Below are 24,300 nucleotides of genomic sequence, written 5' to 3'. Positions count from 1 at the left end.
TCAAAAATAGCTTATTACATTTTAAGATCTGCCCACCGAAATCTTAAAATCATCTTTAGGGCCGGTCTCCGGACTGAGGTATTTTGTATGAACAATTTATTCAACAAACAAATAATGCAATGGTTATACATTATCTTAACCTTTCACCGTTGCGGGGGCAGTATCAGCTTTTCACTGATTTCCCGATTATCCATAAGCTCATTTAAACGTTATGGCACCACAAAAGATTGACTAGTCATCATGACCATAAAATCGCGCCGATTATACGGATTAACAGCTAAATTAGATACAGGCAGGGAGAGCTACGGCAGAAATTGAACATTAAAAATATTCAGCATTCACAGTCGTAGCAATCAAAGATATGACAGACTTAAGGGTTAGCCATAAACTCGCGGTAGTTGTTGGCATCAAGCGGGGGTTGGTTTTCTCTGAACACAGCTACACGTATCGATTTATGGATAAGATAAAGATCTTGGGAGCCGCTAACCACAGTAAAGTATCCAATTTCACCTTTGGGAATAGTGGAAAAATCTTTTTCAACAAAAATGGAGGCATGATGAATATTGGGCATGACTGTGCACCCCAAAATACCATGCACCGCATCTAAACCTTCCACTTCTGATGTGCCTAAAACGGTATAAACTACCTTGCCTTCGCAATGTTCTTTATAGGTATCGGCCATTCCATCAAGAAATTTTTGCGGTTCAATGTCATTAGCTAAGCCTTTAAAGCCTTGCATACACACAAGGCCGCTCCAATCATTTAGCGATTCATTGGCTGGAATGAATTCAGCCATAAACATCTCACCTTGCATTTCACTGAATGCCAATTTCCAATTCAGCGGAGGCAAGAAACCAAACTTTGAGGCAAAGTCAGTTAATTGCTGCACATCCTTTGGCATTTCAACTTTACCAAGGCTTTGGTTGTCATCGCCAAACAGCGTGTTTATTGAAGAGAACGGTTTTGCAAAAAGCACAGCACAAGGGACTAGACAAGCTAGCCCCAGCCAAAGCTTTATTGCAGTAAACTGTTTCATTTCATACATCCTTTTGTAAACATTCACCAACATCCTTTGATGAGGCTATTTTAGATATCAGTCAAAATAACTATGCAATTATGGACTCACTATATATCACAACAGCCACTTTTTTGAAACTTATCTTTAACAACTCGTTGTATACACAAATACTATGGTGACTAACCTAACTCTTCATCATAATCTTGAGTATCTGCTTCAGTTTCGCTTGATTCTGCAGCAATGGCATCTGCCAAGGTTTTTGCTTTTAGGTGTTTAGCCGTTTTACGCTTATTACGATCAGCTTGTTTGCTTAAAAAACCCTTCAAAGCTTCTTCGCCCCAAGCTGTAGCTTCTGCTTCTGTTGCAAAACCATCATGACTTTTCGATACTATCGTTTTAGTCGAGGTCATACGACGAGTGATTTCTGTTTTCCAGCCATTGTCAGCTTGAAACACGCGAGACTCATACTTTTTGCTCATTTATCTATTTTTCCTAGTGAATTAACGCTTTAACAGGCATTTAGCCTAATTTATTACTGTACTAATAAGTGCTTATTAAGTGCTTATTAAGTGCAGTTTAACTTTTTACCATCTGATTTGAGCCAACAATCATCATTTCGCATTTTTGGCAATCAAACACTAATTTCAATTTATCTTTACCGACATCTAAAAACATTGGGTCAGCTTTTATACCTTCTACTTCTTTAGGGCATAAATTAAAGCTGTAACGTAAACAATGCTTGGTCACCATTAAAGGTGCGTCATGTAGCACTTTATTTTTTTCATAGGTGTCTTCCATTTGAATAACACCATGTTGCTCGTAAAAATTACGCGCTTGTTCGTTGGCAACGTTAGATAAAAAGCTTAACGATTTCTGCGGGAAACGCGCCTCTTTATCATGTGTCCAGCGCTCTGGTCGTTTATATGCAGCCACTCGCGCAAGCATTAGGGCATCAACCGCATCACGGCGAAGCTCGTTTACGGTAGAGGCCGGTAAAAACCAGGCTTGCTCGGTTAATAAGTTCAGCTTATTAACAGTAAAATCGGTACTGCCTAACTTACCTAACTGCTTTTTAAGGTTAGCAGCTGATTTAGCTTGATCGTTTGCCGCTTGCTTTTCACATTGCAAACGGGCCGTAGCGCTAATGCCGTGAATATCGGTCATCGTCAGCGCAACGCCATCTTCAGTATCATGCAATTGCATATCAACACTGATTTTACGGGTAGCGGATTCTTTATTTAACGTCGATTCAAATTTATGGTCGAAGTTTCTGAACATCATCACGCCAACTTTTAAATCTTTTGGCACCTCAGTTAAATATAAGGTATTGCCGTCAGCACGGTTAACTCGAGTTCCAGCAAGTTTATCATCCGACAAACGCTGAGTTTCATAATGCTCAACAAAAAAGCACAAACCATCACCGTTATTGAACACAATATCTTTGCCGCTTTCAGTCGTATCGAGTTTGATAAAATCTTTACCAACCTGAGTAATACGGCCCACTTTTTCACCAATAAATTTCGGCGAACTAAAGTGTTCAATCGCTTCGGTTCTTTGGGTAACAAAATAATCGGTTTTACCGCGGTTAAAGCTTTTATCTGGATCAGGGGTAAAATTAAACTCGCAACGCCCGTGAGAAATAGATTCAACATCACTGCGCTTGGCAATAATGGCATCTAATTGTTGACGATAATGGGCGGTGACGTTTTTAAGGTAAGTAATGTCTTTTAAACGACCTTCGATTTTAAAAGATGACACTCCAGCTTCAATTAACGCTTCAAGGTTGTCGGTTTGGTTATTGTCTTTTAAAGACAACAAATGCTGGTTCTCCGCTAATACCTCACCTTCTCGAGTGGTCAAGTTACACGGTAAACGACACATTTGTGAACATTCACCGCGGTTGGCACTGCGATTAGAATAAGCATGGCTTAAGTTACATAAACCACTGTAACTAACACATAAGGCACCATGAATAAAAAACTCCAGCTTCATTTTAGTGCTGTTAGCAATATCACGAATTTGCGGGATATTTAACTCACGCGCAAGTACCACTTGAGAGAACCCAACCTGCTCTAAAAAAACGGATTTTTCAGGGGTACGGTTATCCATTTGCGTGCTGGCATGTAACGCTATTGGCGGTAAGTTTAATTGCAACACGCCCATATCTTGAATAATTAACGCATCAACACCGGCTTCGTATAAATCCCAAATCATTTGCTCAGCTTTAGGTAACTCATCGTCCATTAAAATAGTATTTAAGGCGACAAACACTTGGGCATGATAGCGATGAGCAAACTCAGCTAAACGGGCAATATCTTCAACACTATTACCCGCATTATGACGGGCACCAAAAGCAGGACCACCAATATAAACCGCATCTGCACCATGGCGAATTGCCTCAATACCATAATCGGCATTTTTAGCAGGTGCTAACAGTTCAAGCTGACGCTTTTTGGCGGGTGTAGGTGTAAAAAGTTCAACAGAGGCCATATGGTTATATCAATTCTTGTAATTAAGCAAAATCGGTTAGATAAAAAAGTGCGCCAACAAAATTGTTGGCGCACTCATATATTTTCTTATTCTAGCAAATTTGTTGTAAAAATGCCCAGATTAGATAAATAAATCTTGGATGTTTTTCAAATCAGCTTTGCCGTTGGCAATTTCGTCTGGAGTCAGACCTTTTACTTCATGCGGAAACACTAACCACTCGTCAGACTCATGGATAAAGTAGTCTGGTTTCAACGGTACTTTAGTGTTGTTTGGCTTGTAATAAGGACAAGCAATACGAATATCCGTTGGAATATTTAATCGCATAAATTTCTGCAACTTACCGATTAAGGCATGGATGCTGCGACCAGAATCAAATACATCATCAACAATTAATAAGCCATCTGTAGCGTTGGCATTTTCAATAATGTAATGCAAACCATGCACTTTAATATTCTTATCTTGCTTGTCAGTGCCAATACCGTAATAAGATGAGGTTCGAACGGCTATGTGATCTGTTTCCACTTCCTTGAAATCAAAATATTCTTGCACCGCAATACCAATGGGTGCACCGCCTCGCCATATGCCCACAATAAATTGGGGTCTAAAGCCAGATTGGTAAACCTGTGCTGCTAAACGAAATGAATCTTCAAGTAATTGTTGTGCGCTTATAAAGTGTTTATCGGTCATTGGTGTTTACCCCCATTTTTATTGCGGAGAATTTTATACCAAAACCAGCCACTTTGCCTGCATTGTTAACGTTTATTAGACAATGAACACGCCGCAAAGCAGATAAAAATCTGCTTTTCCTTGCATCATCACTATGGCATAGTATTTTTTATCGCCATTTTCAGCATGAAGACGCTCATTATGTTATTTGAAAAACGTTCCGCAGAGCCTAGCTTAGAAGCACCATCGTCATCGATGACTTCTGAAAAAGGTGATAATCCACTTATTTGGCCACTGTTAAGTGTATTGCAGTCTTCGAATCACAGTTGGAAGGTGCATCATTTAGCCAGTGAATTGCAAAATAAAGGCCTAATGCATGATTTAGACCCATTACCAGAAAAGGACCTGTTTAAACGTAACTTTCTATTGATGAATGCCTTGTATGAGTTACAGGATATTTTGCTACCCAAGCAATGGTTACAAGTGAAGGCTATGGAAATTCAGTTGTTTAGAATTGTGCCAGGCAACGCAGACCTATTACACCGTCAAGACGCTGCACTGCGGGATTACTATTTAGACTGGAAAAATTACGATACCAGCATTAATGTCGTCCGTGAAATGTTGGAGTCGTTCTGGAACAGCTATCAAGAATATATTGGCGTAAACATCCAATTAATGAATAAAGGTCATGCTTTAAAAGTATTTGAATTAGATGATAGCGCATCAAACAAAGACATCAGAAGGCAATGGAAAAAGTTAGCCTTAAAATGGCACCCTGATCGTGACCAAGGCAATGCCGAACGTTTTAAAGAAGTCTGTGAAGCATGGCAAACATTACGCGACAAAAGCTTAGTTGCCTGAATCATTAGTAGGCTTATCGGAAGCACTAAAAGTGCAATATTTGTCACAAATCACCACTGGATCACATAAATCTTTCGGTCTAGTTTGTCAAAATATGTCATCATTAGCGGATAAAATTCCATTAATAACATAATTTTGAGGTATTCATGTTTAAACATTTTGCATTAGCCGCCAGCGTAATTAGCACACTCATTTTTTCTTTAATCATTGCCCCGATTAACAGTTTTGCCGCCCCCTTTGTAGAAGGTAAGCACTACACACAAATTTCAAATAGCATGGTGCCAAGCGAACCTAAAGTGACTGAGTTTTTCTCTTTTTATTGTCACAACTGTTTCAATATGGAAACCAAGTATTTACCAGAAATTAAAGCAGGCTTAGACAAGCAAGTTACATTTGACACTAAGCATGTCGATTTTATGAACAGTGATTTAGGCACTGAGGTTATGCGCTCGCTAGCGGTGATCCACACTCAGGACAATCAAGAAGCGTTAAAAGTAGCAATGTTCGGTGCCATTCAAGGCGATGAAAACGATGGCGGTCATGATCACAGTGCCCATGGTGACAAACATGAGTCACAGGTTAATAGCCGCGATGACATTAAAAAGGTCTTTGCTAAATTTGGTATTGATGCCGCTAAATATGATGAATTGGCCGACAGTACTGATACCGACAAAAAATTGAGCCTATGGCGCCAACAGCAGGTGATATATCGGGTACAAAGTGTACCTACCTTTATCGTCAATGATAAATACGCCATTAATATGAATGAAATGCGCACCCTTGATGACTTAATCAATGTGATGAACTACTTAGCACTACAAAAATAACTAAACTGCTCTGCTAATTTATTTTACAAACTAAAAAACCGATATAGCACTGCTAATATCGGTTTTTTTATTGTTAAACATTTATTGTTAAAAATAAGTCGATTGAAAACCGACGCAATTTTAAATCACAATTAGAAGTTATTCGACCTTTCTTCGATATGCATTTGTTCAACTAATGCCTTATCTTCACGTCTTTGTTCAACTAATCCTGAACCATTGCGTTGCTGATATTTACCTTCAGCCTGTTTCATACGGCTACTGCCGCTATTGATTAGGTTTTGGCCTTGTTCTATGGCACTTTCACCTTCAGCTAACTTAGTATTGCCGTCCTCAACCAATTCTTTACCATCTGCAAACTTGTCATCAGCGTCTTCCCAAAGATCGGCAATTTCTTCCAGCTTATTCAATAAAACAATCGCTCGTTTGCCCGTCGGTGCACCATTTAATGTGCTAGTAAAACTCAAAAAAGCTTGTTTCTGTTTCTGGCCTTCAATTCTTGCCTCGGCGATTAGCTTCTCACCTTCACGGATCTCAGCACTACCTTCTTGCACCAGTTTACGGCCATCTTGTAATTGCTCTTTACCGTTTCTAACATCCTTATCACCCTGCTCCCATTGTTGAGACAAATCAAGGTTTTGCGCACCTTCTGATTTAACTTTAGAGGCAAAATTATTCTGAGTTGCTGCACAACCACTCATACCCATAACGCCTAAAACCAGTAAGCAACATAGAGTCGATTTCATATATAATTCTCAATAAAATGAAGTAGAGATAAATTGCCGCAATTAAACAGTTGAGCGAAGGAAATAGCAAGTGGCTGAAATGTTAAATAGTGTTAATACGCTAAATAATTTAGATAATGATAATAACTAAGGGTAAAGAACTTGTTAGCCTCTAAACACATGGCTTAGTCAAAAAAGTCCTTAATATGCAGTAACGCTAATAGCAGGTGAATAATCATAAAACCGATAAAACATTGGCCAAGCACTTGATGATAGCTGCGCCATACTAAGGCATTGCTCGGGTCAACTAAATACCAAACCACACCGCTGACCGCCACCAGCAAAAGTAAAATAACACCTATTCCTTCAATAACACTGAACAATCCCTTACCTCCTGCAACCGGTATCTTGCCTGTTAATATACCAACAAGATCCGTGTTAACTTGATTAAAGTCCAACAGTAACCAGGGGAAGAACTGTCGCCATTGACCTTTAAGGCACACTTTTATGGCAAACAATAACGCTAAACATGCTGTAATTAGGCCGCCGTATACATGAAAGTGACTCCAAAAACCGGCATTTGCGCTTAATTGCCGCCCTATTAATACCCAAGGGCTAGTGCACACTAATATGACCGACATGACGAGTACTAATGCATGTAACTTGGCTGCAATTTTTTGCCATATCAGCTTTAGTACCATAGCGTTACGCCTCAATCATTTTAGCGATAAAGTCATCCACCCTTTGCCAGTCAGTGTATTCAACCTTGGTATTGGGATCGGTTGGACCTTTGGTCATCCACATAATAAATCGAATGATATTGCGATCCATTGGGCCATAGCCCTGGTAATCTAAATTCCCCGCAAAGGTCTGTAATAAAGCGGGTTTCCATACGGTTTGTTGTAAAAATGCCTGCATATAGGCATTGGTTTCTGGGGTGTTTTTATTCGGTTTGCGCGCCACCAAACTGACTGAAAAAAAGCCGCTGGGTTTAGTTTCTAACTCTACCTGATGCTGCTGAATAAATTCATATAAAGCGGGTCGATGTTTACCATGACGGATACTTGCACCAATATAAATTCTATCAAAGCCAGACAAATCACTCACATCATCTAAAGCCGCTAAGGTCACATGATGATCAGCTTGGGGTATTTGTTGTTGGATGTACTCGCATATTCTACGGGTTTGTCCGTGTACGCTGGAGTAAACAAGAAGGATCTGAGCCATATTGCCGCCTAAACAAGTAATTAACTCGCTTATATTACGTTATATAGCAGGTATTGACCTTGAAACAGATCACGGCTTTAACATCAAAATAGATCAAAAGAAGCAAGCACCAGCCTTGCTTCTTTTATAGGGTTTACATCGGTCGTTATAGTGACATTAAAAACGCTACCACCTGGTCTCGCTCATTCTGGGTTAACGCCATAAAAGCTTGTTGGCTTTTTTCAGCTTCGCCGCCATGCCATAAAATAGCTTCTTCCAATGTTGCCGCACGGCCATCATGTAAAAATCCGGCTTGCGGATTCACCGTTTGAGTTAAGCCTATGCCCCATAAAGGACGTGTGCGCCATTCATTACCGTTCGCCAAAAAGTCAGGGCGGCCATCAGCAAGCCCTTCACCCATGTCATGCAATAGCATGTCACTGAACGGATAAATTGTTTGACCCTTTAAGCTATCGCTCATCGGTTCACCGCCAATATCACCGGCGGTTTTCGTGGTAAATGATGGTGTGTGACAACCTGTACAATTAACTTGTTCAAACAAACGCGCCCCTTCACGTACATTGCTGTTACTGACGTTACGTCTTGCTGGAACCGCTAAGGTTTCAGCGTAAAAAGTCACTGAGTCACTGAACGCAGCATCGGCTTCTGGCTCACCATTTTCATCACTGCCGGTATCAACAAAACCTGTACGGGTTAAATAGGCATCATGCAAGCTAGTACCTGCAATACTTTCGTCCGGAAACAGTGGGTTAGTAATACCAATGTCACCCCGTAATGCGCCTAGTGATTGCACTCGTACGCTTGGGGTATTGGCTTTCCAGCCAAAACGCCCTAATGACACTGGATGCGCGACACCATCGCGGGCTTTTACGGCATCAAATACCCAGTTAGCTCGGCCTGACACACCATCGCCATTAGCATCATTGACATCAACATTGGCTAAAATATCCGCTTCAGGTATCGCTTCTAATAAACCTAAACCAAATACTGGCATACCGTTTCGCCAGCCCATTAGTACGTCGTCTTGCAATAGGTTAGAGGTAACATTAGCGCTTTGTTTGGTTTCACCCGGTGCATCGTAGGGGTTTTCAACATCGAATAAAGGTTTTTTAAGGATAAGGGTTCTGCCGTCAGCGTAGGTTATTTCGCTGCGCTGATAAGACAAATATACATCGGCTTGACCAACAAAAGCATTTTGCTGCCAATCTGGGCGAGCTTTAAGCACGCCGCGGTGAAATAGCTGACCACCAAAATCAGGCACGGCTATTGGCGCACAATAATTGTTTTGCGCAGTTCCTTCAGTGCACACTTCATCAGGTGCTTTACTGATGCGTAAAAATATTCCCGCGGCAGATCCTAGCTTAACCCGGGTTTCATTGGCGGCTAAAAATGGGGTTGAGTTACGCCCATCCCGCTGATGACAAGAGTTGCAATCGGCATTATTAAATACCGGACCTAGTCCATCTAATTCAGGATGTTCACTATTAGGCGCTGTGGTAAAAGAGGTTTCAAAATTAACGTCGCCCTCCAGATGCAATGCCAACTCACTGGCGGTTAAATTAGTTGCTGGGGTAGAAAAACCATGGCCTGAATTACTGGCATCAAAGGTAGTGGTATCACCACCTGAGGCACTAATATCGGTATAACTAGGGTAAGTGACTACTGGCGGCTCTGGTACTATTTCAGTGGTAATTTCATCACCACTGCCACCACAGCCGACTAAAATTGTTGTTGTCATCATCACTGACATTAACGCATAAAGCTTAGTTGTTATTTTCATCATTTTGTTCACACATTTTTACAGTTTATCAAAATACCTAGCCTCAATTGAGGCCAGGCATACTTCAACTAAACGTTAGCTGGTTTTCCAATCTGACAATAAAGGTAACATGTCTGATTCTAGCGAGGCTTGCAGCTTACTTAATGCATCAACAGCCACTTGCACACGCTTACGGCCCTCAACATCTAAAATAGCCTGACGAAACGGCATATCATTACTGCCCTTAATCGCTTGGATTTTTAAGATAGCATCATCAATTTCACTGCCAATGCGAGTCGCCAAAACAGTGTCTGCAGCAGCAACAAAATCAATTAAACCTTGCTTGTCTGCACTGCCGGTATACTCACCCTGGTAAACATTACGTACGCCAATGATGTTATTTGAAAAGTCAGTTAATGAATTCCAAGAATATTGCGATTCTACTTTTGAGGTGTCAGCAGTGGTAATTGAGTCACCAAATGGATCAGCAATTTTACCGTTACCCACTTCATCGACAATACCAATCATGCCATTGATCAATTCTTCAACAACCGCCAGTTGTGAAGAGTAAATGGTATTAGTACTGGTGCCAGGTTGCTTTAATAACTCAGCATATGGCAGTGCGTTGGTATCTTGTGGGTTATGGCTAACTTGCCATGCATCATCAAGTTGCTTAGTGTAATCACGAAACACTTCAGCTAAGGCCACTAGATACTCACGTTCACGGGTGGTTAACTCGGCAATGTCTTTAGTGTTGTCGTTAACGCCATCACCAAATAATAGGTATTCCATAGTATGGAAACCTTGCACATCATCGTTCCAACCTTTAATGGTTTCAGCATCAAACCCGACCGCGCTGTTTAACTGTGTTTGCAGGTCAGTAGTATTTAATGGCCAGCTGTCTAAATGCGGGTCAATACTTAATGAGTCAACAGGGCCAAAAATATGCGATTCACCTTGCTCCCAAGGCTGACGAGCCGCTTTCCAGGCCGCTTGTGCTGCGATTAAATCCGCTTGAGAGGTTGAGTTAATTAAACTTTGGGTAGCATTAAATAACGCTTCACCTTTACTGGCTAAATCAGCATAACCGTCAACAATAACCTCATTGGTTAAGTTGGTGATCATTTCAGTCGCAACAAATGAGAAACTATCATCTGGCACGATTGGCGCAGTATCATCTGAGCCAGAACCACCACAAGCAGATAACCCCATGATTAATGAAAATGCGATAGCTGAATATTTAAATTTCATAAAAACTCCATGTAAAACAAATTAACGTTAAAAAAACACACTATTAAACGTCTTTTAAGACAGTGACTTATAAAGAAAATTGGTACCCAACACCTAATGCGAAGAAATTAGTATCAGGAATACTGGCCACGGCAACTTGATGTATGCCGCCTTCAGCCTTAATCACAATTTCAGGAATAGGGAAATAATTGATACCTATGCTGCTCCAGGTATTTTCAAAACGCTTGGTGGCAGTCCCCGTTTCAACCGCCATCAGCGGATTTGAGTAATCGATGTTAGCGAACGCAGTTATTGGTATATTGATCCAGCTGTCCAGCTTGACACCCGCTTCAACAAAGAAAGATTGTGACTCAGAACCTAGCTGGGCAAAGTTACCTGGACGTAAACCTGGGGTGGTTTTGTTGGCCTGAGTAATCGCATCAGTGTTTTCCAGAGTGCCATAAAGATACTGGCCACGAAGAATCCATGGACCTTCGACAAATGCCCCAGCAACTGACACAATACTCATTGCACCATCTACATCTAACTTATTACTTTTATGGCGATTACCTGAAGTATTGCCATAGTAATAAGCCACACCTACAGCGCTACCGGTTTTAAAGTTGCCGTAATCTAAACGTCCGGCAAAAGCTAAATCATCGCCGTTAACATGCTCAAAACGTTTTTGATGCCCAGAAGCAGCCCAGTCATAGGTACGGAAGTATTCTGAATTTAATCCACTGACGACCTGAGCCTGGTAATGAAAATCACTAATTTCACCATAAACGCCGATACCGTTTTCATTCCACACAGCCGGTAACATGGCCGCTTCACTTTTGTGGCGCAAAACGGTGAGATATTGATTAGGCTTGTGCAGTGTGCTGGTTAGGCCGATTGGAAGGTGAATATTACCGAACTTAACCCCAAATTCTTTACTTGGGCGATAGCGGATCTCCGCTTTTTCAACAATGACTTCGCCGCCCGCTTCAACTTCAGATTCAAACTCGCCAAATTCATCAAAACCATCATACTCAAGCGATGTGCCTGTGCCACCATGTTCATATTCAATCTCGACTTCCATGCTCCACTCATCGGTGAACTGATAACCAAACTCAGTCACTATGCGCTCTAAGTCAAAACGATTACGGCGCTCAGGGCTGGTGTCTTGAACGTTATCGAAATATTCATCACTGGTGTAGTTCGCGGTGCCGTAAGATTTAAAGCTAAAGCGGCTATAACGATCTTGCGCTGTAGAGACCTCACTGGCAACGGTTTCAACCTTTGACGTTAAGGCATCGCGCTCAACCTGTTGCTGTGCAGACTGTGACTTTTGTTGCTCGGTTAATAGATTTAACTGCTGCTTTAATGCTGCAATTTCAGCTTCTTGCTTGGCAATAGCCTTGGCAAGTGCATCGGTTTCATTAGCAGCATTTGCATTCGCTACAACACCTAAGCCCATAACGCTCGCTAAAGTCATCGCCAATAGTGAGATTTTGCTATTCATATCAACTCTCCACGTACACTTAAATAATTAAGCTTATTTTAATAATTCGCCACACAATAACTCAATTGATAATCATTTGCATTAAAATTAAGATCTTTATTAGCAAAAGTATTTACAAATAAATTACACTTCCCATAAAAATGTTTTTTTGCCACTATGGTCACACGCCTTTAAAATCACCCTTTGGAACTTCATGGATTCATCATCACTGACCACGGCTAATGTATCTGCTAGCACAACTGCAAATACCTCAGCCACTGAGGGTTATCAAACCAATCCACAGCATTTGTTGCTATGGATGACCTTTGTTATGTCGATGGTATTTGCGGTGTGGCAAGCCTTACTAAACAACTTTGTGATTGAAAGGGCGGCGTTTACCGGTGCTGAAATTGGTATGCTGCAAAGCTTACGAGAGGTGCCCGGCTTTTTGGCCTTTACTGCGGTATTTGTTTTACTGCTTATTCGCGAACAAGCCTTTGCCCTTATATCGCTGGCATTGTTATGTATTGGTGTGGGTATAACCGGATTTTTTCCCGACGTACTCGGGCTATATCTGACCACAATTTTAATGTCGATAGGCTTTCATTATTTTGAAACCATCAACCAATCATTAACATTGCAATGGGTAGATAAAGCAGAAGCACCAGGGTTTATGGGTAAAGCACTCGCGTGGCGTTCAGCCGCGGCGTTAATCGGATATGGCAGTATTTGGCTAGTCATGACATGGCTAAAACTTGACTACATTTGGATGTATTCAATCATTGGCGCATTAGGACTAATAATGGTGCTGATGATGAGTCTGTACTTTCCTCGATTTGCTATTAGCGAAACGCAGCACAAACATTTATTAGTGCGCAAACGATACTGGTTATATTACTTGCTAACCTTTTTCTCCGGCGCACGTCGGCAAATATTTATGGTTTTTGCCGGCTTTATGATGGTCGAAAAGTTTGGCTATTCGGTATCAGAAATCACCGCCCTGTTCTTAATTAACTATGTGGTGAATTTATTTTTTGCCCCCGCTATCGGAAAACTGATTGGTCGCATTGGTGAGCGTTATGCGCTTATCTTTGAATATGTGGGCTTAATTATTATTTTTATCAGCTATGCCTATGTTGAAAATGCCCATGTAGCAGCGGGGTTATATGTGATTGATCATTTATTGTTTGCCATGGCAATCGCAATGAAAACCTACTTTCAAAAAATTGCTGATAAACAAGATATTGCCTCAACCATGTCGGTTAGCTTCACCATTAACCACATTGCCGCGGTGATCATTCCTGTACTATTGGGTATGCTGTGGTTAAGTTCGCCTAAATATGTCTTTTTCATCGGCACAGGATTCGCGGTATGCTCTTTATTACTGGCATTCAATGTCCCCAAATCACCCAAACCAGGATTTGAAACTTACTGGCCTAAACCACGCGAATAAATGAGTAAATAATGGCTGAACCAGACAACAATATCATTGAAGTAGATATACAAGCGGCAGATACCGCCAATATGTCTGCGCGCAAAAAAGCCTTATTACTCGGGCGCATGTTAGGGCTAGCCAGTGAAGAAGATTACCGTCCATCGAGCGCATCTATTGCCGAGCGGGCGCAGCATCGCCAGCGTAAACAGCTAAGTGCATATCAAGCCAATCTGGAAAATATTTTTGCATTAGCATTAAATTACACCCCTTCAGATGTAACGGGTGTCGATTTAGATGCTGATTGGAGTCATCAGTTTTTTCAAATGGCCGAGCAAATTCATAATCGCAAAATGCAGGATTTATGGGCGCGTATTCTTGCCAGTGAAATAGTGTCTCCAGGTAACTTTAGCCTTCGTTCGCTGTTAGTACTAAAACAATTCACCTTTCGTGAAGCGCTTATTCTTGAAAAAGCCTTAGGCATGTCGGCTAAAATTGGCACAGATAACCGTTATAAATTACTCAGTGGTTATCGGATAAATGGCGGGGTGAAGCAATATTTTCGTAAAAATAATCAGGTAAATATCCCCTTGTCTCAATATGGGTTGCCTTACTCAAATATTTTAACCTTAATAGATGCGGGGGTGATCCATAATAGTGAGTTTGAAACAGGCCTGCTTGACCCTAAAGTAAAATTACCCATGCAATTTGTGCATGATAATTTTACTCTTCAACCCAAAAGCCAACACCTGCTATTTACCTATTATCGATTAACCACCATTGGCGATGAAATTTGCCAGCTGATTGCAGCAAAACAAGATAAAGGTTTCAACCAAATGTTAAGAGGCGTATTGCAGCAGGATTTTAATATTAGCTAGATATGAGTTAAATATTATAAAGGTGAGAATACTTGGTTTTGTGGGCACTGAACAAAAACTGCCTTAATGCTTCTCTTGCTTCACCATGGGCATTAATTTTAGCCGCCATAATACCATTTTCAGCACGTACTGGCTCAAAATCTACATCCACTTGCAAACCATTGGTCAGCATAAGTTTGCCAGATGTAGGCATTTCTGCGTGTAAGTCACCGCGCATTTTAATCGTTAAGCCTGAGCTGGACAGCGACAACACCTCAACCTCTTGCTCAGTATTACCAACAACGGTGACATCTTTTAAATCGGTTACGCGCCAACTGCGTTCAACACCTTGCATATCGACCACTTCAGGTACGCCTAATACAGGAATAAACTGCCCTAGTTCATCGCGTTTTAACACTAGCGGAAACCACAAACGATAGTGGCTAATTTCAGCCAGCAGCGTTAATTTAGCCTCCCCGAGAATATGGGCTAATACCTGAGGAATTTCTGTCGAAACACTTAAAGAGTTATCAGCCAAAATGTCCGCATCAGTTCTAGACTGTAAAGGATTACCTAAAGTCATCTTTGATGTAAAAATATCACTAAAACAGGCTAACTCTTCATCACTCAACGATTTCGACACGCTTTCCATATCCTCTTGGTTCACATTTCATATTGAGCGCAATATATCATTATTTTGACATTCGAATAAACTTTAACCGTTATATTGAGAAAAATTAATGTTTTGTACAACTATTTACCTACTAAAATCTATTTTTTGTCCGTAAAAAACAAAAAAGCAAACCTAAGTTTGCTTTTGCATAAGCCAATAAATAATAGTAATTAGCTTAAAAGTGCCAACATCTTATGTGCCACTAGCTCAGATGACGCAGGGTTTTGACCTGTCACTAATTTGCCATCAACCTGCGCAAACGGATGCCAGTCATCTGCCTTGGCATAATCTGCGCCATTGGCAATTAACATGTCTTCGACTAAAAATGGCACTATGTCGGTTAATTGCACCGCATCCTCTTCGCCATTAGTAAATCCTGTGACTTTTCTGCCTTTAACAATAGAGGTACCATCAGCATTTTTAGCGTGCTTCAGTGCGCCTGGTGCATGACAAACTAACCCTAATACCTTGTCTTGTTTTACCGCATTTTCAATCAAAGCAATTGATGTGCTGTCTTCGACTAAATCCCATAATGGACCATGGCCACCAGGGTAAAATACCGCATCATAATCAGCAACATTTACCGACGACAACAATAAGGTTGTAGCCAGTTGCTGCTGAGCATCTGTATCTAATTTAAAGCGCTTAGTCGACTCAGTTTGAAAATCCACTTCATCACTTTTAGGGTCTAACGGTGGTTGTCCACCTAACGGCGACGCCAGTACCACGTCAACATTACTGTCTTTAAACACATAATATGGCGCGGCTAACTCTTCTAGCCAAAAACCGGTTTTATGCCCTGTATCGCCTAATTTGTCGTGCGATGTTAATACCATTAGTACTTTCATTTATGTATTCCTAATAAAGTAAAAAATCTCATTAAATAGACAGTGGCTCATTCAGTTTAATCACTAATTTGCCAAAATTTTCGCCTTTTAACAGGCCGATAAACGCTTTAGTCGTGTTCTCTATACCGTCGACTAAATGCTCACGATATTGGATCTTGCCATTGGCTAACCACTGGCTCATATCCTTAGCAAATTCAGGGTAACGATGGCCATAATCATCAAAAATGATAAAGCCTTGCATCTTAATGCGCTTCACTAACAAGGTGCCCATCAGCAGTGATAAACGATCCGGTCCTGCAGGTAATGAGGTGGCGTTATATTGCGAAATCATCCCACACACTGGTACTCGTGCACCTGTGTTAAGTAAAGGTAAAACAGCATCAAATACCTTGCCACCGACATTTTCAAAATACACATCAATGCCTTGGTCACAGTGCGCAGCTAACTGTTCAGCAAAATCAGCTGCTTTATGGTCGATACAGGCATCAAAACCAAGTACTTCAACAGCATGGCGACATTTTTCAGCACCACCCGCTATGCCAACCACTTTACAGCCTTTAAGCTTACCAATTTGGCCAACAGTTGCGCCAACAGGCCCCGTTGCCGCAGCAACCACTAAAGTGTTACCCGCTTTAGGTGCGCCAATTTCAAGCAGCCCCATATATGCGGTAAATCCTGGCATGCCCATAATGCCTAACGCATAAGATGGCATACTTGGGTTAGCGCCTAAGTTCATTAGGCCTTCACCGTTTGATACGCAGTAATCCTGCCAACCACCAAAGGCCAATACCCAATCGCCTACCTTGTAATCAGGGTGCTGACTTGCTTCAACCTGTGACACAGTCGCGCCAACCATCACTTCATCAATACCAACCGGATCAGCATAGGATTTAGCATCATTCATGCGTCCACGCATGTAAGGGTCAAGTGATAAATAAACCGCACGCAATAACACTTCACCAGATTGTGGCGTTGGCTTGCTGACGGTTTCTAAACGGAAGTTTTCGGCAGTCGGTTCGCCCTGTGGACGAGAGGCTAAAACGATACGACGATTGTGTGATGACATGATTAATCCTTTTTAATTGCAATCCAAAACGTTGACAAAGGTTGACTCAATGAAGGCTACAATAGCTAAAACAACAGTGGTAACATCGTCACACGTTTTACTTATTTACGTGACTGTGAGCCATTTTGATCACAGTCCAGACAGAGTGAGTTATGAAAGAAGATCACCAGTTACATCTTGATAATCAACTTTGTTTCGCTGTTTATTCAACATCACTTGCGATTACTCAGCTTTATAAACCTTTATTAAACTCGCTAGGGCTAACCTACACCCAATACCTGGTGATGTTGATTATTTGGCAAAATGAAGGCTTAAGCCTTAAAGATGTTGCCCAAAAACTGGCCCAAAAATCGGGCGCTATCACACCGGTAGTCAAACGGCTTGAAGCTTTAGATTATATCCAACGCGTTAGACACCCTGAGGACGACAGACAACTGTCATTAACTCTCACTGAAAAAGGTATCGCGCTAAAGTCAAAAGCCATGCAAATCACTCAGCACGTTAAGTTACAAAGTGGTATTGATGAGGCCGAAATGGCCGACCTTAAACAACGCTTAGATGCTTTTCGTAATAAGCTACCAAAGCAAATCAATCTGCCTTAGCCCTAACATAAAAGCAGCCCTAACATTAACAGCGAGCAAAATTATCATTGCGTGAAGCTATTAAAACACATTGTTATCGCGATAATCAATTGCGCGCAATTAAAAAATATTAATATTGGAATTAAATAAGTGTTAAACGATAAGCAACCAGCTGACTTTACCCCATAAAATCAGCTATTTGCAACAAAACAAGACAAACAGGTTTGCTTATAAATCTTGTTTATAAACAATGCCTGACTTCATTACGAAGGGGATATTTAATAAGGTTTCAATGTTATCAAGCGGACTTTGTGAGGTCGCAATAATATCGGCAAACTTGCCTTTTTCAAGCGTACCCAACGTAGCTGACATATCAATCAATTCAGCTGCATTAACCGTCGCACTTTTCAAAATATCCATGTTGGTCATGCCCGCAGCGTGCATTAATACCGCTTCTTTAGCATTGTCACCGTGATGCGACACACCACTGTCAGTGCCGTAAGCTATCTTAACCCCTGCTTTATAAGAGGCTTTAAAGTTGTCCATCATATCGCCGCCAACACGAATGGCTTTTTCTTTAATCGCAGGAGAAAACACATCTGTGCTTTTAGCCATTTGCACCACAGTGTCGCCAGCCAGCAAGGTTGGCACTAAAAACGCACCCGACTTTTTGAATAATTTAATACTGTCTTTATCGGCATAACTGCCATGTTCAATACTATCAACGCCTGCGCGTAATGCGGCGTTAATGCCCGCGGCAGAATGGGCATGGCTGGCCACTTTACGCCCTAAAGCGTGAGCTGCATCAATCACTTCTTTTAGCTCATCATCTTCCATTTGCTGACCCGTACCAGTATTGGTGTCAGACAACACCCCGCCTGTAGAGGTAATTTTAATCACATCTGCGCCAAATTTAATTGCCCGGCGTGTGGCACGGCGGCAATCAAAAGGGCCATCACAAATGGTTTTTTCTGTGTATAAATCCAATAAATCTGGGCTCATACCATCTACATCACCATGGCCACCGGTAACCGACACACCGCCAGAGGCAATAATTCTTGGGCCATCAACCCAGCCTTTATTAATGCCATCGCGCAGGGCATAAATTTGCTCAGCTTTAGCGCCTAAATCACGTACTGTGGTAAAGCCTGCCAATAAGGTTTTTTTAGCAAAATAGGCACTGTGCATCGCCACATCGGCATCAGACATACGCAGTTTTTGGCTGTCATTTTTAGGGCCTAATTCACCCTGTAAATGCACGTGCATATCCATTAAGCCCGGCATCACAAATGCCTGGCTTAAATCTATAATCGCTAACGTGTCATCAGCCGTTACAGCAACCTCTTTAACAAAACCGGCTTTTACCTCTGTAATAATGCCATCGCGCACAATAATAGATTGCTGCTCTAGTGGCTTTTCACCGGGTACAGCCAGTAATTGTCCTGCATGAATAATTTGAATTTCAGCGGCTTGAGATGCTAGCGCTAATAATGCGCCGCCGATTAAAGTGGTTAATCTTGATACTGCGAATACTGTTTTTTTCATTATAAATCGCTCGTTTGGTCATATGTGATAATAATAGCTACCTAAGCTGACAAAAAAGGCAAAAAGTTACAAGTTATTATGCTTTTTGTTACATTTTAGGTTGATGTTATTGCCATTGAATAAAAAGAGAATGGCATAATTTAACGCTAACAATCCTGTAGAATCGACAGCGCGAGCCACTTACTGCGGATGTAGTTTCATTGTAAATGCACTTTATTGGGTAAAATAAAATGATCAAGCCAACAAACACGGCAATGAATATCGCGGTTTATGGTGCAGGCTCTACTGGGTGTTACTTGACAGCGGAGCTATTAATCGCCAAGCAAAATGTGACGGTAATCTGTCGAGAACGGATTAAACAAGTCATCCTCGATAATGGCGGCATAACTATCAGCGACTATCACGGCTCAAACCATTGCGTCATGCCTAGCAATATCATCACCGACTTAACCCTATTAGACCCATTAACTGACCAGCCCCCACGTTTCGATTTAGTGTTTGTCACCTTAAAATGCCATCAGCTTGAAAGCAACTACCCAGATTTACTCAACATTACCCATGCCAACAGCAGCATTATCTTTATGCAAAATGGTCTTGGCAGTTTTGATAACGCCCATCAGCAGTTGCCCCAACGTCAAATTTATCAGGGCATCACCCCGTTTAACGTGTTGCAGTTAGCTAATGGCCGTTTTCACAAAGGCACTGAAGGCCAATTTATCTGGCCTTTATGCAAGCACACACAGCAGATTAGCCAGGACATGACCAAGCATGGCCTAAGCTGCCAATTGCATAACAATATGGCCGCTGTAATAAACGGCAAACTGTTGCTTAACCTCAATAATGCCCTTAATGTTATTTGCGATCTGCCGATACAGGCTCAATTGAAACAGCGGCCTTTAAGGCTATTACTGGCTCAAGCTATGCAAGAATGGCTTGATATATGTCATAAAACACAGCGCCCGTTAATGCAATTTACTAAAGTCGCCCCAAGGTGGCTGCCATTAATACTGCGTTTGCCCAACAGCTTGTTTAATATTGCAGCTAAGTCTATGTTAGCCATTGACCCACATGCGCGTTCGTCAATGTGGGAAGACATTCAAGCCAAACGTTTAACAGAAATTGACTATCTAAATGGCGCGGTAGTCAAACTGGGGGCGCAATGTCATATAGCGACACCAGTGAATGCGCTAATATATCAAGCCATAAAACAGCTGGAACAAGGCGAAAAGATCAACATTAACGATGTTATTTCGCTGTTAACTACACCTAAAAAGAAAACATAATAATATGAATAAACAACATTTCTTCTTCGGGGTCTGGCAGGTCAATCCAGAAAGTAACAGCTTGCAACAGGGCGCTGACATCAAGCAAATTGAGCCCAAAGCAATGGACGTGCTACAACTGCTGTGCCAACACCCAGGTGAAGTGCTCAGCCCAGATACCATAGTCGAGCAATGTTGGGGCCATACTGTGGTGGGTGATAATCCGCTACATAAAATTATTAACCAATTGCGCAAAGCCCTTGGTGACAGCGCATCTAGTCCCCAATTTATTGAAACCATTCGTAAACGCGGCTATCGCACCTTAGCTGAAGTTCACTATCCATTAGTGGAGCAAGCCGAACATATTCAAGCTAACACCTGGCAGGGTGGCTCACCCTTCCCCGGATTGCGCGCATTTGACGCCAAAGACGCCGAGGTTTTTTACGGCCGCAGCGAACAAATCAGCACCTTGCTAAAACGCATGAGCAAGCAGGTACAATTTGGTCGGGCATTTTGTTTATTACTCGGCCCTAGCGGCAGCGGTAAATCATCATTATTAAATGCCGGTGTGGTGCCGCAGTTTATGCGCCCACAGGGGTTTGATGGCATTGGCATTGTGTCTCACACCAGTTTAGATTTAGCCGATATTAGCCAGGACCGTTTATTTACCGACATCGCTCTTGCGCTGCTGGATTTAGACATAAACGAGATACCGGTATTTGATGGCATGACCGCTGAAAATCTCGCCGTCATGTTGCAACAAGATATGCCCAAGGTCATTGAACAAGCCAAACAGGCCTTAGCCAATATCGAGCAAACTAACACCGCAATTACACCCAAACTATCGATATTTATTGACCGTGTAGAAGTGCTACTTTCTTCACCTATTTTTACCGAGCCACACATTCAAACCGCATTAGATATTATTGAATCGCTCGCCACCAGCGGCTACTTTATGGTGTTCAGCGCCTGTAGAAATGACTTTTACCCGCAGGTGGTCAGTCGGCCCAGTTTAATGGCCGGTAAAGCCAGCGGATCACACTTTGACTTAACCGCACCAAACCGCACCGAGTTACTGCAAATGATCCGTCTGCCCGCTAAAGCTGCGGGACTTAAATGGGACACTGACCCGCAAACCCACACGCCATTAGATGAACTACTGTGCGCCGAAGCGGTTAACAACCCTGACGCACTGCCTATGCTGCAATACACCTTACAAGAGCTGTATTTACAGCGCGATGAACACGACACCTTATTAGTGTCTGTTTATCAAAAACTCGGTGGAATAGAAGGTGCTATTGGTCAAAAAGCCGAAGGTATTTTTGCCGCATTAGCCGCAAAGCACCAACACAGTTTAAGCAAAGTATTATCGTTATTAGTGACCTTATCCGCCGATGAAACCAACATCACCAGCCGCGCCGCGCGCTTAAGCCAACTGAGTAACAACAACGAAACCGCTCTAGTACAAACCCTGATTGATAACCGCTTATTTGTGTCACACCTGCAAAATGGCCAGGGCTGTTTCAGCGTTGCCCACGAGGCACTATTACGACGCTGGCCACGGGTATTACAATGGATTGAGGCACATCGTGACAGCTTACGGGTTAACGCACGTTTAACCGTACTTAGCCAGCGTTGGCAAGATGAGCAACAGCACAAAGCCTACTTACTGGCCGAAGGTAAACCGCTGCAAGAAGCACTAGCACTGGCCGACAACCCGCTGTTTAATTTAGATACTGAGCAACACGCCTTTATTCATGCCTCTAAGAAAAACGTTGGCGTAAAACGCCTGGCGAAAATGTCCACCATAGCCGTGCTGTGCATGCTGACCTTATTGGCTGTTTTTATGAGTGTAAAAAGCTCGGAAGCTGAGCAACGCGCGCAGGATAAACGCCTAGCCGCAGAAAACTTACTGGGCTTTATGGTGGGTGAGTTCGCCGACAAAATGCGCAGTATTGGTCGTATGGATTTACTCGATGGCATCAGTAATAAAGCATTAGAATATTTCAGTAACTTTAATAATGTCGATGATGCGCAAGACCTCAGTTTTGATGCTCGCTTCCAGCATGGTCAAACATTAGAGGCCATGGGCGAAGTCGCCTACTCGCGCGGTAATCTTACTGAGGCAAAAAGTGCCTTACTTGCCGCAAGAGAAAGAATGCGGCCATTAGTCGATTTACAAGCCAATCATTTACCCCTACTAAAAACCTTAGGCGCCAATGCCTTCTGGTTAGGTCAGCTTGAATATGATCAAAGCGACTGGCAAGCCACATTGCCGTGGTTTGAGTTATATCTGCAATACAGCCAAGCCATGTACCAATATGCCCCAACTGATTTTGATGCTGTGATGGAGTTATCCTATGCCCACAACTCGTTAGGCTCAGTAAATATGGCGCAGCAAAACTTTAAGGCCGCCAGACAAGCATTTGAGCGTTCACTTGAATTAAAGCAGTCTCTTTTGCTTCAAGATACCTCGAATAGTCAGCTTATTGCAGATTTGGTTGATACACACTCATGGCTAGCCAGCGCCGCACTCTCACAAGGCGACGTACCTGCCGCGACAAAAATACATCAACAAATACAACAATTACTGACTGCCACGACCAATGAAAAACAACCATATCTATTGGATAGATTATCCAATAGTTATTTGTTTTTGGCTCGATTGCTCATGTATCAAGGTAAAACAACGCTAGCTCATAACAAAATGAACCAGGCGTTAAAAGCTATTAATAATGCCATTAAACAAGACCCTGAGAATGATGTATGGATAGTCCAGAAATCATTTATTTATATTGATATGTTAAAAAACACTCACACCCCATTAGCAGATGACAGTCCCTATAGCATTCCAACTTTGGCAAGTATGCTCAATGATGATGAAGTGTTAACTAGCTCCACCAAAAAACAACAAATATGGGCAACATATCAATTAGCAGCAGCACAGTATTTAATCCAAACAGGTGCCATAGCAACAAGCTTACCTTACTCAAAAAATGCCACTGATGCATTCCAGCAACTTGTAAACCAGTTCGATAATAATATGTCATATAAAGCATCACTGGCTGCAAGTCAGATTCAGCAAGCTAGAACGTTAACTACTTTGGATGACCCTGATCAGGCCAAATTAATCTGTCAACAAACGCTGAGTCTTTTAGAAAACACTATTACTACGACACAAGACCCTGATTACATAACCCCCTATGCAAAAGCACTCGATTGTTTAGGGCAACAACCTTTACCCCAAAAGCTACAACAACAATTGCACGATGCTGCAATCACTGATTATCATTTTAATTACCCACAACAAGGAAGCTCCAATGCCAACATTAAATAACCAAAACACAATCATTAATGTGATCGTTACCTTAGAAAATAACCAACCTATTTTCAGCTACACAGATGAAAACAATCACCCAAGAAGCGGTGATGTTATTGTTACCGAAAACGCTCAAATCTTTTACCAGTTAGTCGACCAAACAGACAAAGGCCTCAAATTTGTTGGCGCTGCATTTTCAACCCCGTTTGATGGCGTGATAGACCAGGTACAAGTCGTAAATAATGGCAACACGCTGCAATTAAATGATAATGACCAGGTGATTGGCAACACAGAATTTAGACTTATATTGTCAAATTCTACCGCTGAATTCGGTTCGCACTTACTATTAAGTCCTGATCCTCAAGTAGTAAATCGTCCTGGGCAGAATTAATCGCCTGTATTTAGATCTTGCCAAAAACTTAATTCCACTTAAA

At 41.9% G+C, this 24,300-nt stretch carries 22 protein-coding genes and 1 riboswitch; of the genes, 8 read left to right on the top strand and 14 right to left on the bottom strand.

Annotation, left to right across the window (positions count from 1 at the left end; genetic code table 11):
- Positions 1-42: 42 nt before the first annotated feature.
- A riboswitch (cobalamin riboswitch) is annotated at positions 43-237 on the bottom strand.
- A gap of 133 nt (positions 238-370) precedes the next feature.
- From ACRWQM_RS03315 to ACRWQM_RS03300, 4 genes are all read right to left on the bottom strand, one after another.
- A complete protein-coding gene (locus tag ACRWQM_RS03315) occupies positions 371-1,036 on the bottom strand; it encodes a hypothetical protein (RefSeq protein WP_434927027.1) in 666 nt (221 codons plus the stop codon).
- Positions 1,037-1,197: 161 nt separating this feature from the next.
- Positions 1,198-1,497 (bottom strand): DUF3622 domain-containing protein, encoded by a 300-nt coding sequence (locus ACRWQM_RS03310; RefSeq protein ID WP_226413615.1) that lies wholly within the window; start codon positions 1,495-1,497, stop codon positions 1,198-1,200.
- Positions 1,498-1,594: 97 nt separating this feature from the next.
- Complete coding sequence (locus ACRWQM_RS03305; RefSeq protein ID WP_434927028.1) at positions 1,595-3,508, bottom strand: peptidase U32 family protein; 1,914 nt, start codon at positions 3,506-3,508, stop codon at positions 1,595-1,597.
- Between the two features lie 120 nt (positions 3,509-3,628).
- On the bottom strand, positions 3,629-4,195 hold the full coding sequence (locus tag ACRWQM_RS03300) for a phosphoribosyltransferase (protein ID WP_434927029.1): 567 nt from the start codon (positions 4,193-4,195) through the stop codon (positions 3,629-3,631).
- 180 nt (positions 4,196-4,375) lie between these two features.
- Here ACRWQM_RS03300 and ACRWQM_RS03295 point away from each other — a divergent pair, with 180 nt between their 5' ends.
- Positions 4,376-5,035 carry a DNA-J related domain-containing protein gene (locus tag ACRWQM_RS03295; protein ID WP_434931268.1) on the top strand — a complete coding sequence of 220 codons (660 nt, stop codon included), beginning with the start codon at positions 4,376-4,378 and terminating at the stop codon, positions 5,033-5,035.
- Between the two features lie 146 nt (positions 5,036-5,181).
- On the top strand, positions 5,182-5,862 hold the full coding sequence (locus ACRWQM_RS03290) for a thiol:disulfide interchange protein DsbA/DsbL (protein WP_434931267.1): 681 nt from the start codon (positions 5,182-5,184) through the stop codon (positions 5,860-5,862).
- Positions 5,863-5,993: 131 nt separating this feature from the next.
- Here the strand turns inward: ACRWQM_RS03290 and ACRWQM_RS03285 are convergent, their stop codons facing one another.
- The 6 genes from ACRWQM_RS03285 to ACRWQM_RS03260 form a co-directional block, all read right to left on the bottom strand.
- Positions 5,994-6,605, bottom strand: coding sequence for a hypothetical protein (locus ACRWQM_RS03285; RefSeq protein WP_434927032.1), 612 nt, complete (start codon positions 6,603-6,605; stop codon positions 5,994-5,996).
- Between the two features lie 164 nt (positions 6,606-6,769).
- A complete protein-coding gene (locus ACRWQM_RS03280; RefSeq protein WP_434931266.1) occupies positions 6,770-7,285 on the bottom strand; it encodes a cytochrome b/b6 domain-containing protein in 516 nt (171 codons plus the stop codon).
- A gap of 4 nt (positions 7,286-7,289) precedes the next feature.
- Complete coding sequence (hemG, locus tag ACRWQM_RS03275) at positions 7,290-7,811, bottom strand: menaquinone-dependent protoporphyrinogen IX dehydrogenase (protein WP_434927034.1); 522 nt, start codon at positions 7,809-7,811, stop codon at positions 7,290-7,292.
- Between the two features lie 145 nt (positions 7,812-7,956).
- Complete coding sequence (locus ACRWQM_RS03270; RefSeq protein ID WP_434931265.1) at positions 7,957-9,594, bottom strand: di-heme oxidoredictase family protein; 1,638 nt, start codon at positions 9,592-9,594, stop codon at positions 7,957-7,959.
- Between the two features lie 72 nt (positions 9,595-9,666).
- A complete protein-coding gene (locus ACRWQM_RS03265) occupies positions 9,667-10,821 on the bottom strand; it encodes an imelysin family protein (protein ID WP_434927036.1) in 1,155 nt (384 codons plus the stop codon).
- Between the two features lie 67 nt (positions 10,822-10,888).
- Positions 10,889-12,304, bottom strand: coding sequence for a hypothetical protein (locus ACRWQM_RS03260; protein ID WP_434931264.1), 1,416 nt, complete (start codon positions 12,302-12,304; stop codon positions 10,889-10,891).
- Between the two features lie 298 nt (positions 12,305-12,602).
- Between ACRWQM_RS03260 and ACRWQM_RS03255 the strand changes: the two genes are divergently transcribed.
- Positions 12,603-13,736 carry an MFS transporter gene (locus tag ACRWQM_RS03255; protein WP_434931967.1) on the top strand — a complete coding sequence of 378 codons (1,134 nt, stop codon included), beginning with the start codon at positions 12,603-12,605 and terminating at the stop codon, positions 13,734-13,736.
- Between the two features lie 11 nt (positions 13,737-13,747).
- Positions 13,748-14,593, top strand: a complete 846-nt coding sequence (locus ACRWQM_RS03250) for a TIGR03899 family protein (RefSeq protein ID WP_434927038.1) — start codon at positions 13,748-13,750, stop codon at positions 14,591-14,593.
- A gap of 7 nt (positions 14,594-14,600) precedes the next feature.
- Here ACRWQM_RS03250 and ACRWQM_RS03245 read toward each other — a convergent pair whose 3' ends face one another.
- From ACRWQM_RS03245 to ACRWQM_RS03235, 3 genes are all read right to left on the bottom strand, one after another.
- Positions 14,601-15,215 (bottom strand): hypothetical protein, encoded by a 615-nt coding sequence (locus ACRWQM_RS03245; protein WP_226413604.1) that lies wholly within the window; start codon positions 15,213-15,215, stop codon positions 14,601-14,603.
- Positions 15,216-15,415: 200 nt separating this feature from the next.
- Entirely contained in the window at positions 15,416-16,093 is a 678-nt protein-coding gene (locus ACRWQM_RS03240) for a type 1 glutamine amidotransferase domain-containing protein (protein WP_434931263.1), read from the bottom strand.
- Between the two features lie 31 nt (positions 16,094-16,124).
- A complete protein-coding gene (locus ACRWQM_RS03235) occupies positions 16,125-17,159 on the bottom strand; it encodes an NADP-dependent oxidoreductase (protein WP_434931262.1) in 1,035 nt (344 codons plus the stop codon).
- Between the two features lie 152 nt (positions 17,160-17,311).
- Here ACRWQM_RS03235 and ACRWQM_RS03230 point away from each other — a divergent pair, with 152 nt between their 5' ends.
- The gene (locus ACRWQM_RS03230; RefSeq protein WP_226413598.1) at positions 17,312-17,761 is read left to right on the top strand and encodes a MarR family winged helix-turn-helix transcriptional regulator; all 450 of its coding nucleotides are present in this window, start codon (positions 17,312-17,314) and stop codon (positions 17,759-17,761) included.
- 207 nt (positions 17,762-17,968) lie between these two features.
- On the opposite strand, the gene ACRWQM_RS03225 is transcribed toward ACRWQM_RS03230, so the two are convergent.
- Positions 17,969-19,285: an amidohydrolase family protein gene (locus tag ACRWQM_RS03225; RefSeq protein WP_434931261.1), complete on the bottom strand. Its 1,317-nt coding sequence runs from the start codon at positions 19,283-19,285 to the stop codon at positions 17,969-17,971.
- A gap of 230 nt (positions 19,286-19,515) precedes the next feature.
- Here ACRWQM_RS03225 and ACRWQM_RS03220 point away from each other — a divergent pair, with 230 nt between their 5' ends.
- From ACRWQM_RS03220 to ACRWQM_RS03210, 3 genes are read left to right on the top strand one after another with little or no spacing between them, the layout of a single operon-like run.
- On the top strand, positions 19,516-20,568 hold the full coding sequence (locus ACRWQM_RS03220; RefSeq protein WP_434931260.1) for a 2-dehydropantoate 2-reductase: 1,053 nt from the start codon (positions 19,516-19,518) through the stop codon (positions 20,566-20,568).
- Positions 20,569-20,572: 4 nt separating this feature from the next.
- Positions 20,573-23,884: an nSTAND1 domain-containing NTPase gene (locus ACRWQM_RS03215; RefSeq protein ID WP_434931259.1), complete on the top strand. Its 3,312-nt coding sequence runs from the start codon at positions 20,573-20,575 to the stop codon at positions 23,882-23,884.
- Positions 23,868-24,257 (top strand): DP-EP family protein, encoded by a 390-nt coding sequence (locus ACRWQM_RS03210; RefSeq protein ID WP_434931258.1) that lies wholly within the window; start codon positions 23,868-23,870, stop codon positions 24,255-24,257. Before ACRWQM_RS03215 ends, ACRWQM_RS03210 begins: the two co-directional genes overlap by 17 nt.
- Positions 24,258-24,300 lie beyond the last annotated feature (43 nt).

Origin of the sequence: Shewanella sp. HL-SH5 (genome assembly GCF_051163755.1) — a bacterium.
Taxonomy (GTDB): Bacteria; Pseudomonadota; Gammaproteobacteria; order Enterobacterales; family Shewanellaceae; genus Shewanella; species Shewanella glacialimarina.
The sequence above is the reverse complement of the archived record's forward strand: the minus strand, read 5'-3'. Positions and strand labels throughout refer to the sequence as shown.

Coding starts and splice junctions, on each gene's coding strand:
- ACRWQM_RS03315 (WP_434927027.1), bottom strand. CDS start 1,036: ATGAAACAGTTTACTGCAATAAAGCTTTGGCTGGGGCTAGCTTGTCTA.
- ACRWQM_RS03310 (WP_226413615.1), bottom strand. CDS start 1,497: ATGAGCAAAAAGTATGAGTCTCGCGTGTTTCAAGCTGACAATGGCTGG.
- ACRWQM_RS03305 (WP_434927028.1), bottom strand. CDS start 3,508: ATGGCCTCTGTTGAACTTTTTACACCTACACCCGCCAAAAAGCGTCAG.
- ACRWQM_RS03300 (WP_434927029.1), bottom strand. CDS start 4,195: ATGACCGATAAACACTTTATAAGCGCACAACAATTACTTGAAGATTCA.
- ACRWQM_RS03295 (WP_434931268.1), top strand. CDS start 4,376: ATGTTATTTGAAAAACGTTCCGCAGAGCCTAGCTTAGAAGCACCATCG.
- ACRWQM_RS03290 (WP_434931267.1), top strand. CDS start 5,182: ATGTTTAAACATTTTGCATTAGCCGCCAGCGTAATTAGCACACTCATT.
- ACRWQM_RS03285 (WP_434927032.1), bottom strand. CDS start 6,605: ATGAAATCGACTCTATGTTGCTTACTGGTTTTAGGCGTTATGGGTATG.
- ACRWQM_RS03280 (WP_434931266.1), bottom strand. CDS start 7,285: ATGGTACTAAAGCTGATATGGCAAAAAATTGCAGCCAAGTTACATGCA.
- hemG (WP_434927034.1), bottom strand. CDS start 7,811: ATGGCTCAGATCCTTCTTGTTTACTCCAGCGTACACGGACAAACCCGT.
- ACRWQM_RS03270 (WP_434931265.1), bottom strand. CDS start 9,594: ATGATGAAAATAACAACTAAGCTTTATGCGTTAATGTCAGTGATGATG.
- ACRWQM_RS03265 (WP_434927036.1), bottom strand. CDS start 10,821: ATGAAATTTAAATATTCAGCTATCGCATTTTCATTAATCATGGGGTTA.
- ACRWQM_RS03260 (WP_434931264.1), bottom strand. CDS start 12,304: ATGAATAGCAAAATCTCACTATTGGCGATGACTTTAGCGAGCGTTATG.
- ACRWQM_RS03255 (WP_434931967.1), top strand. CDS start 12,603: ATGACCTTTGTTATGTCGATGGTATTTGCGGTGTGGCAAGCCTTACTA.
- ACRWQM_RS03250 (WP_434927038.1), top strand. CDS start 13,748: ATGGCTGAACCAGACAACAATATCATTGAAGTAGATATACAAGCGGCA.
- ACRWQM_RS03240 (WP_434931263.1), bottom strand. CDS start 16,093: ATGAAAGTACTAATGGTATTAACATCGCACGACAAATTAGGCGATACA.
- ACRWQM_RS03235 (WP_434931262.1), bottom strand. CDS start 17,159: ATGTCATCACACAATCGTCGTATCGTTTTAGCCTCTCGTCCACAGGGC.
- ACRWQM_RS03230 (WP_226413598.1), top strand. CDS start 17,312: ATGAAAGAAGATCACCAGTTACATCTTGATAATCAACTTTGTTTCGCT.
- ACRWQM_RS03225 (WP_434931261.1), bottom strand. CDS start 19,285: ATGAAAAAAACAGTATTCGCAGTATCAAGATTAACCACTTTAATCGGC.
- ACRWQM_RS03220 (WP_434931260.1), top strand. CDS start 19,516: ATGATCAAGCCAACAAACACGGCAATGAATATCGCGGTTTATGGTGCA.
- ACRWQM_RS03215 (WP_434931259.1), top strand. CDS start 20,573: ATGAATAAACAACATTTCTTCTTCGGGGTCTGGCAGGTCAATCCAGAA.
- ACRWQM_RS03210 (WP_434931258.1), top strand. CDS start 23,868: ATGCCAACATTAAATAACCAAAACACAATCATTAATGTGATCGTTACC.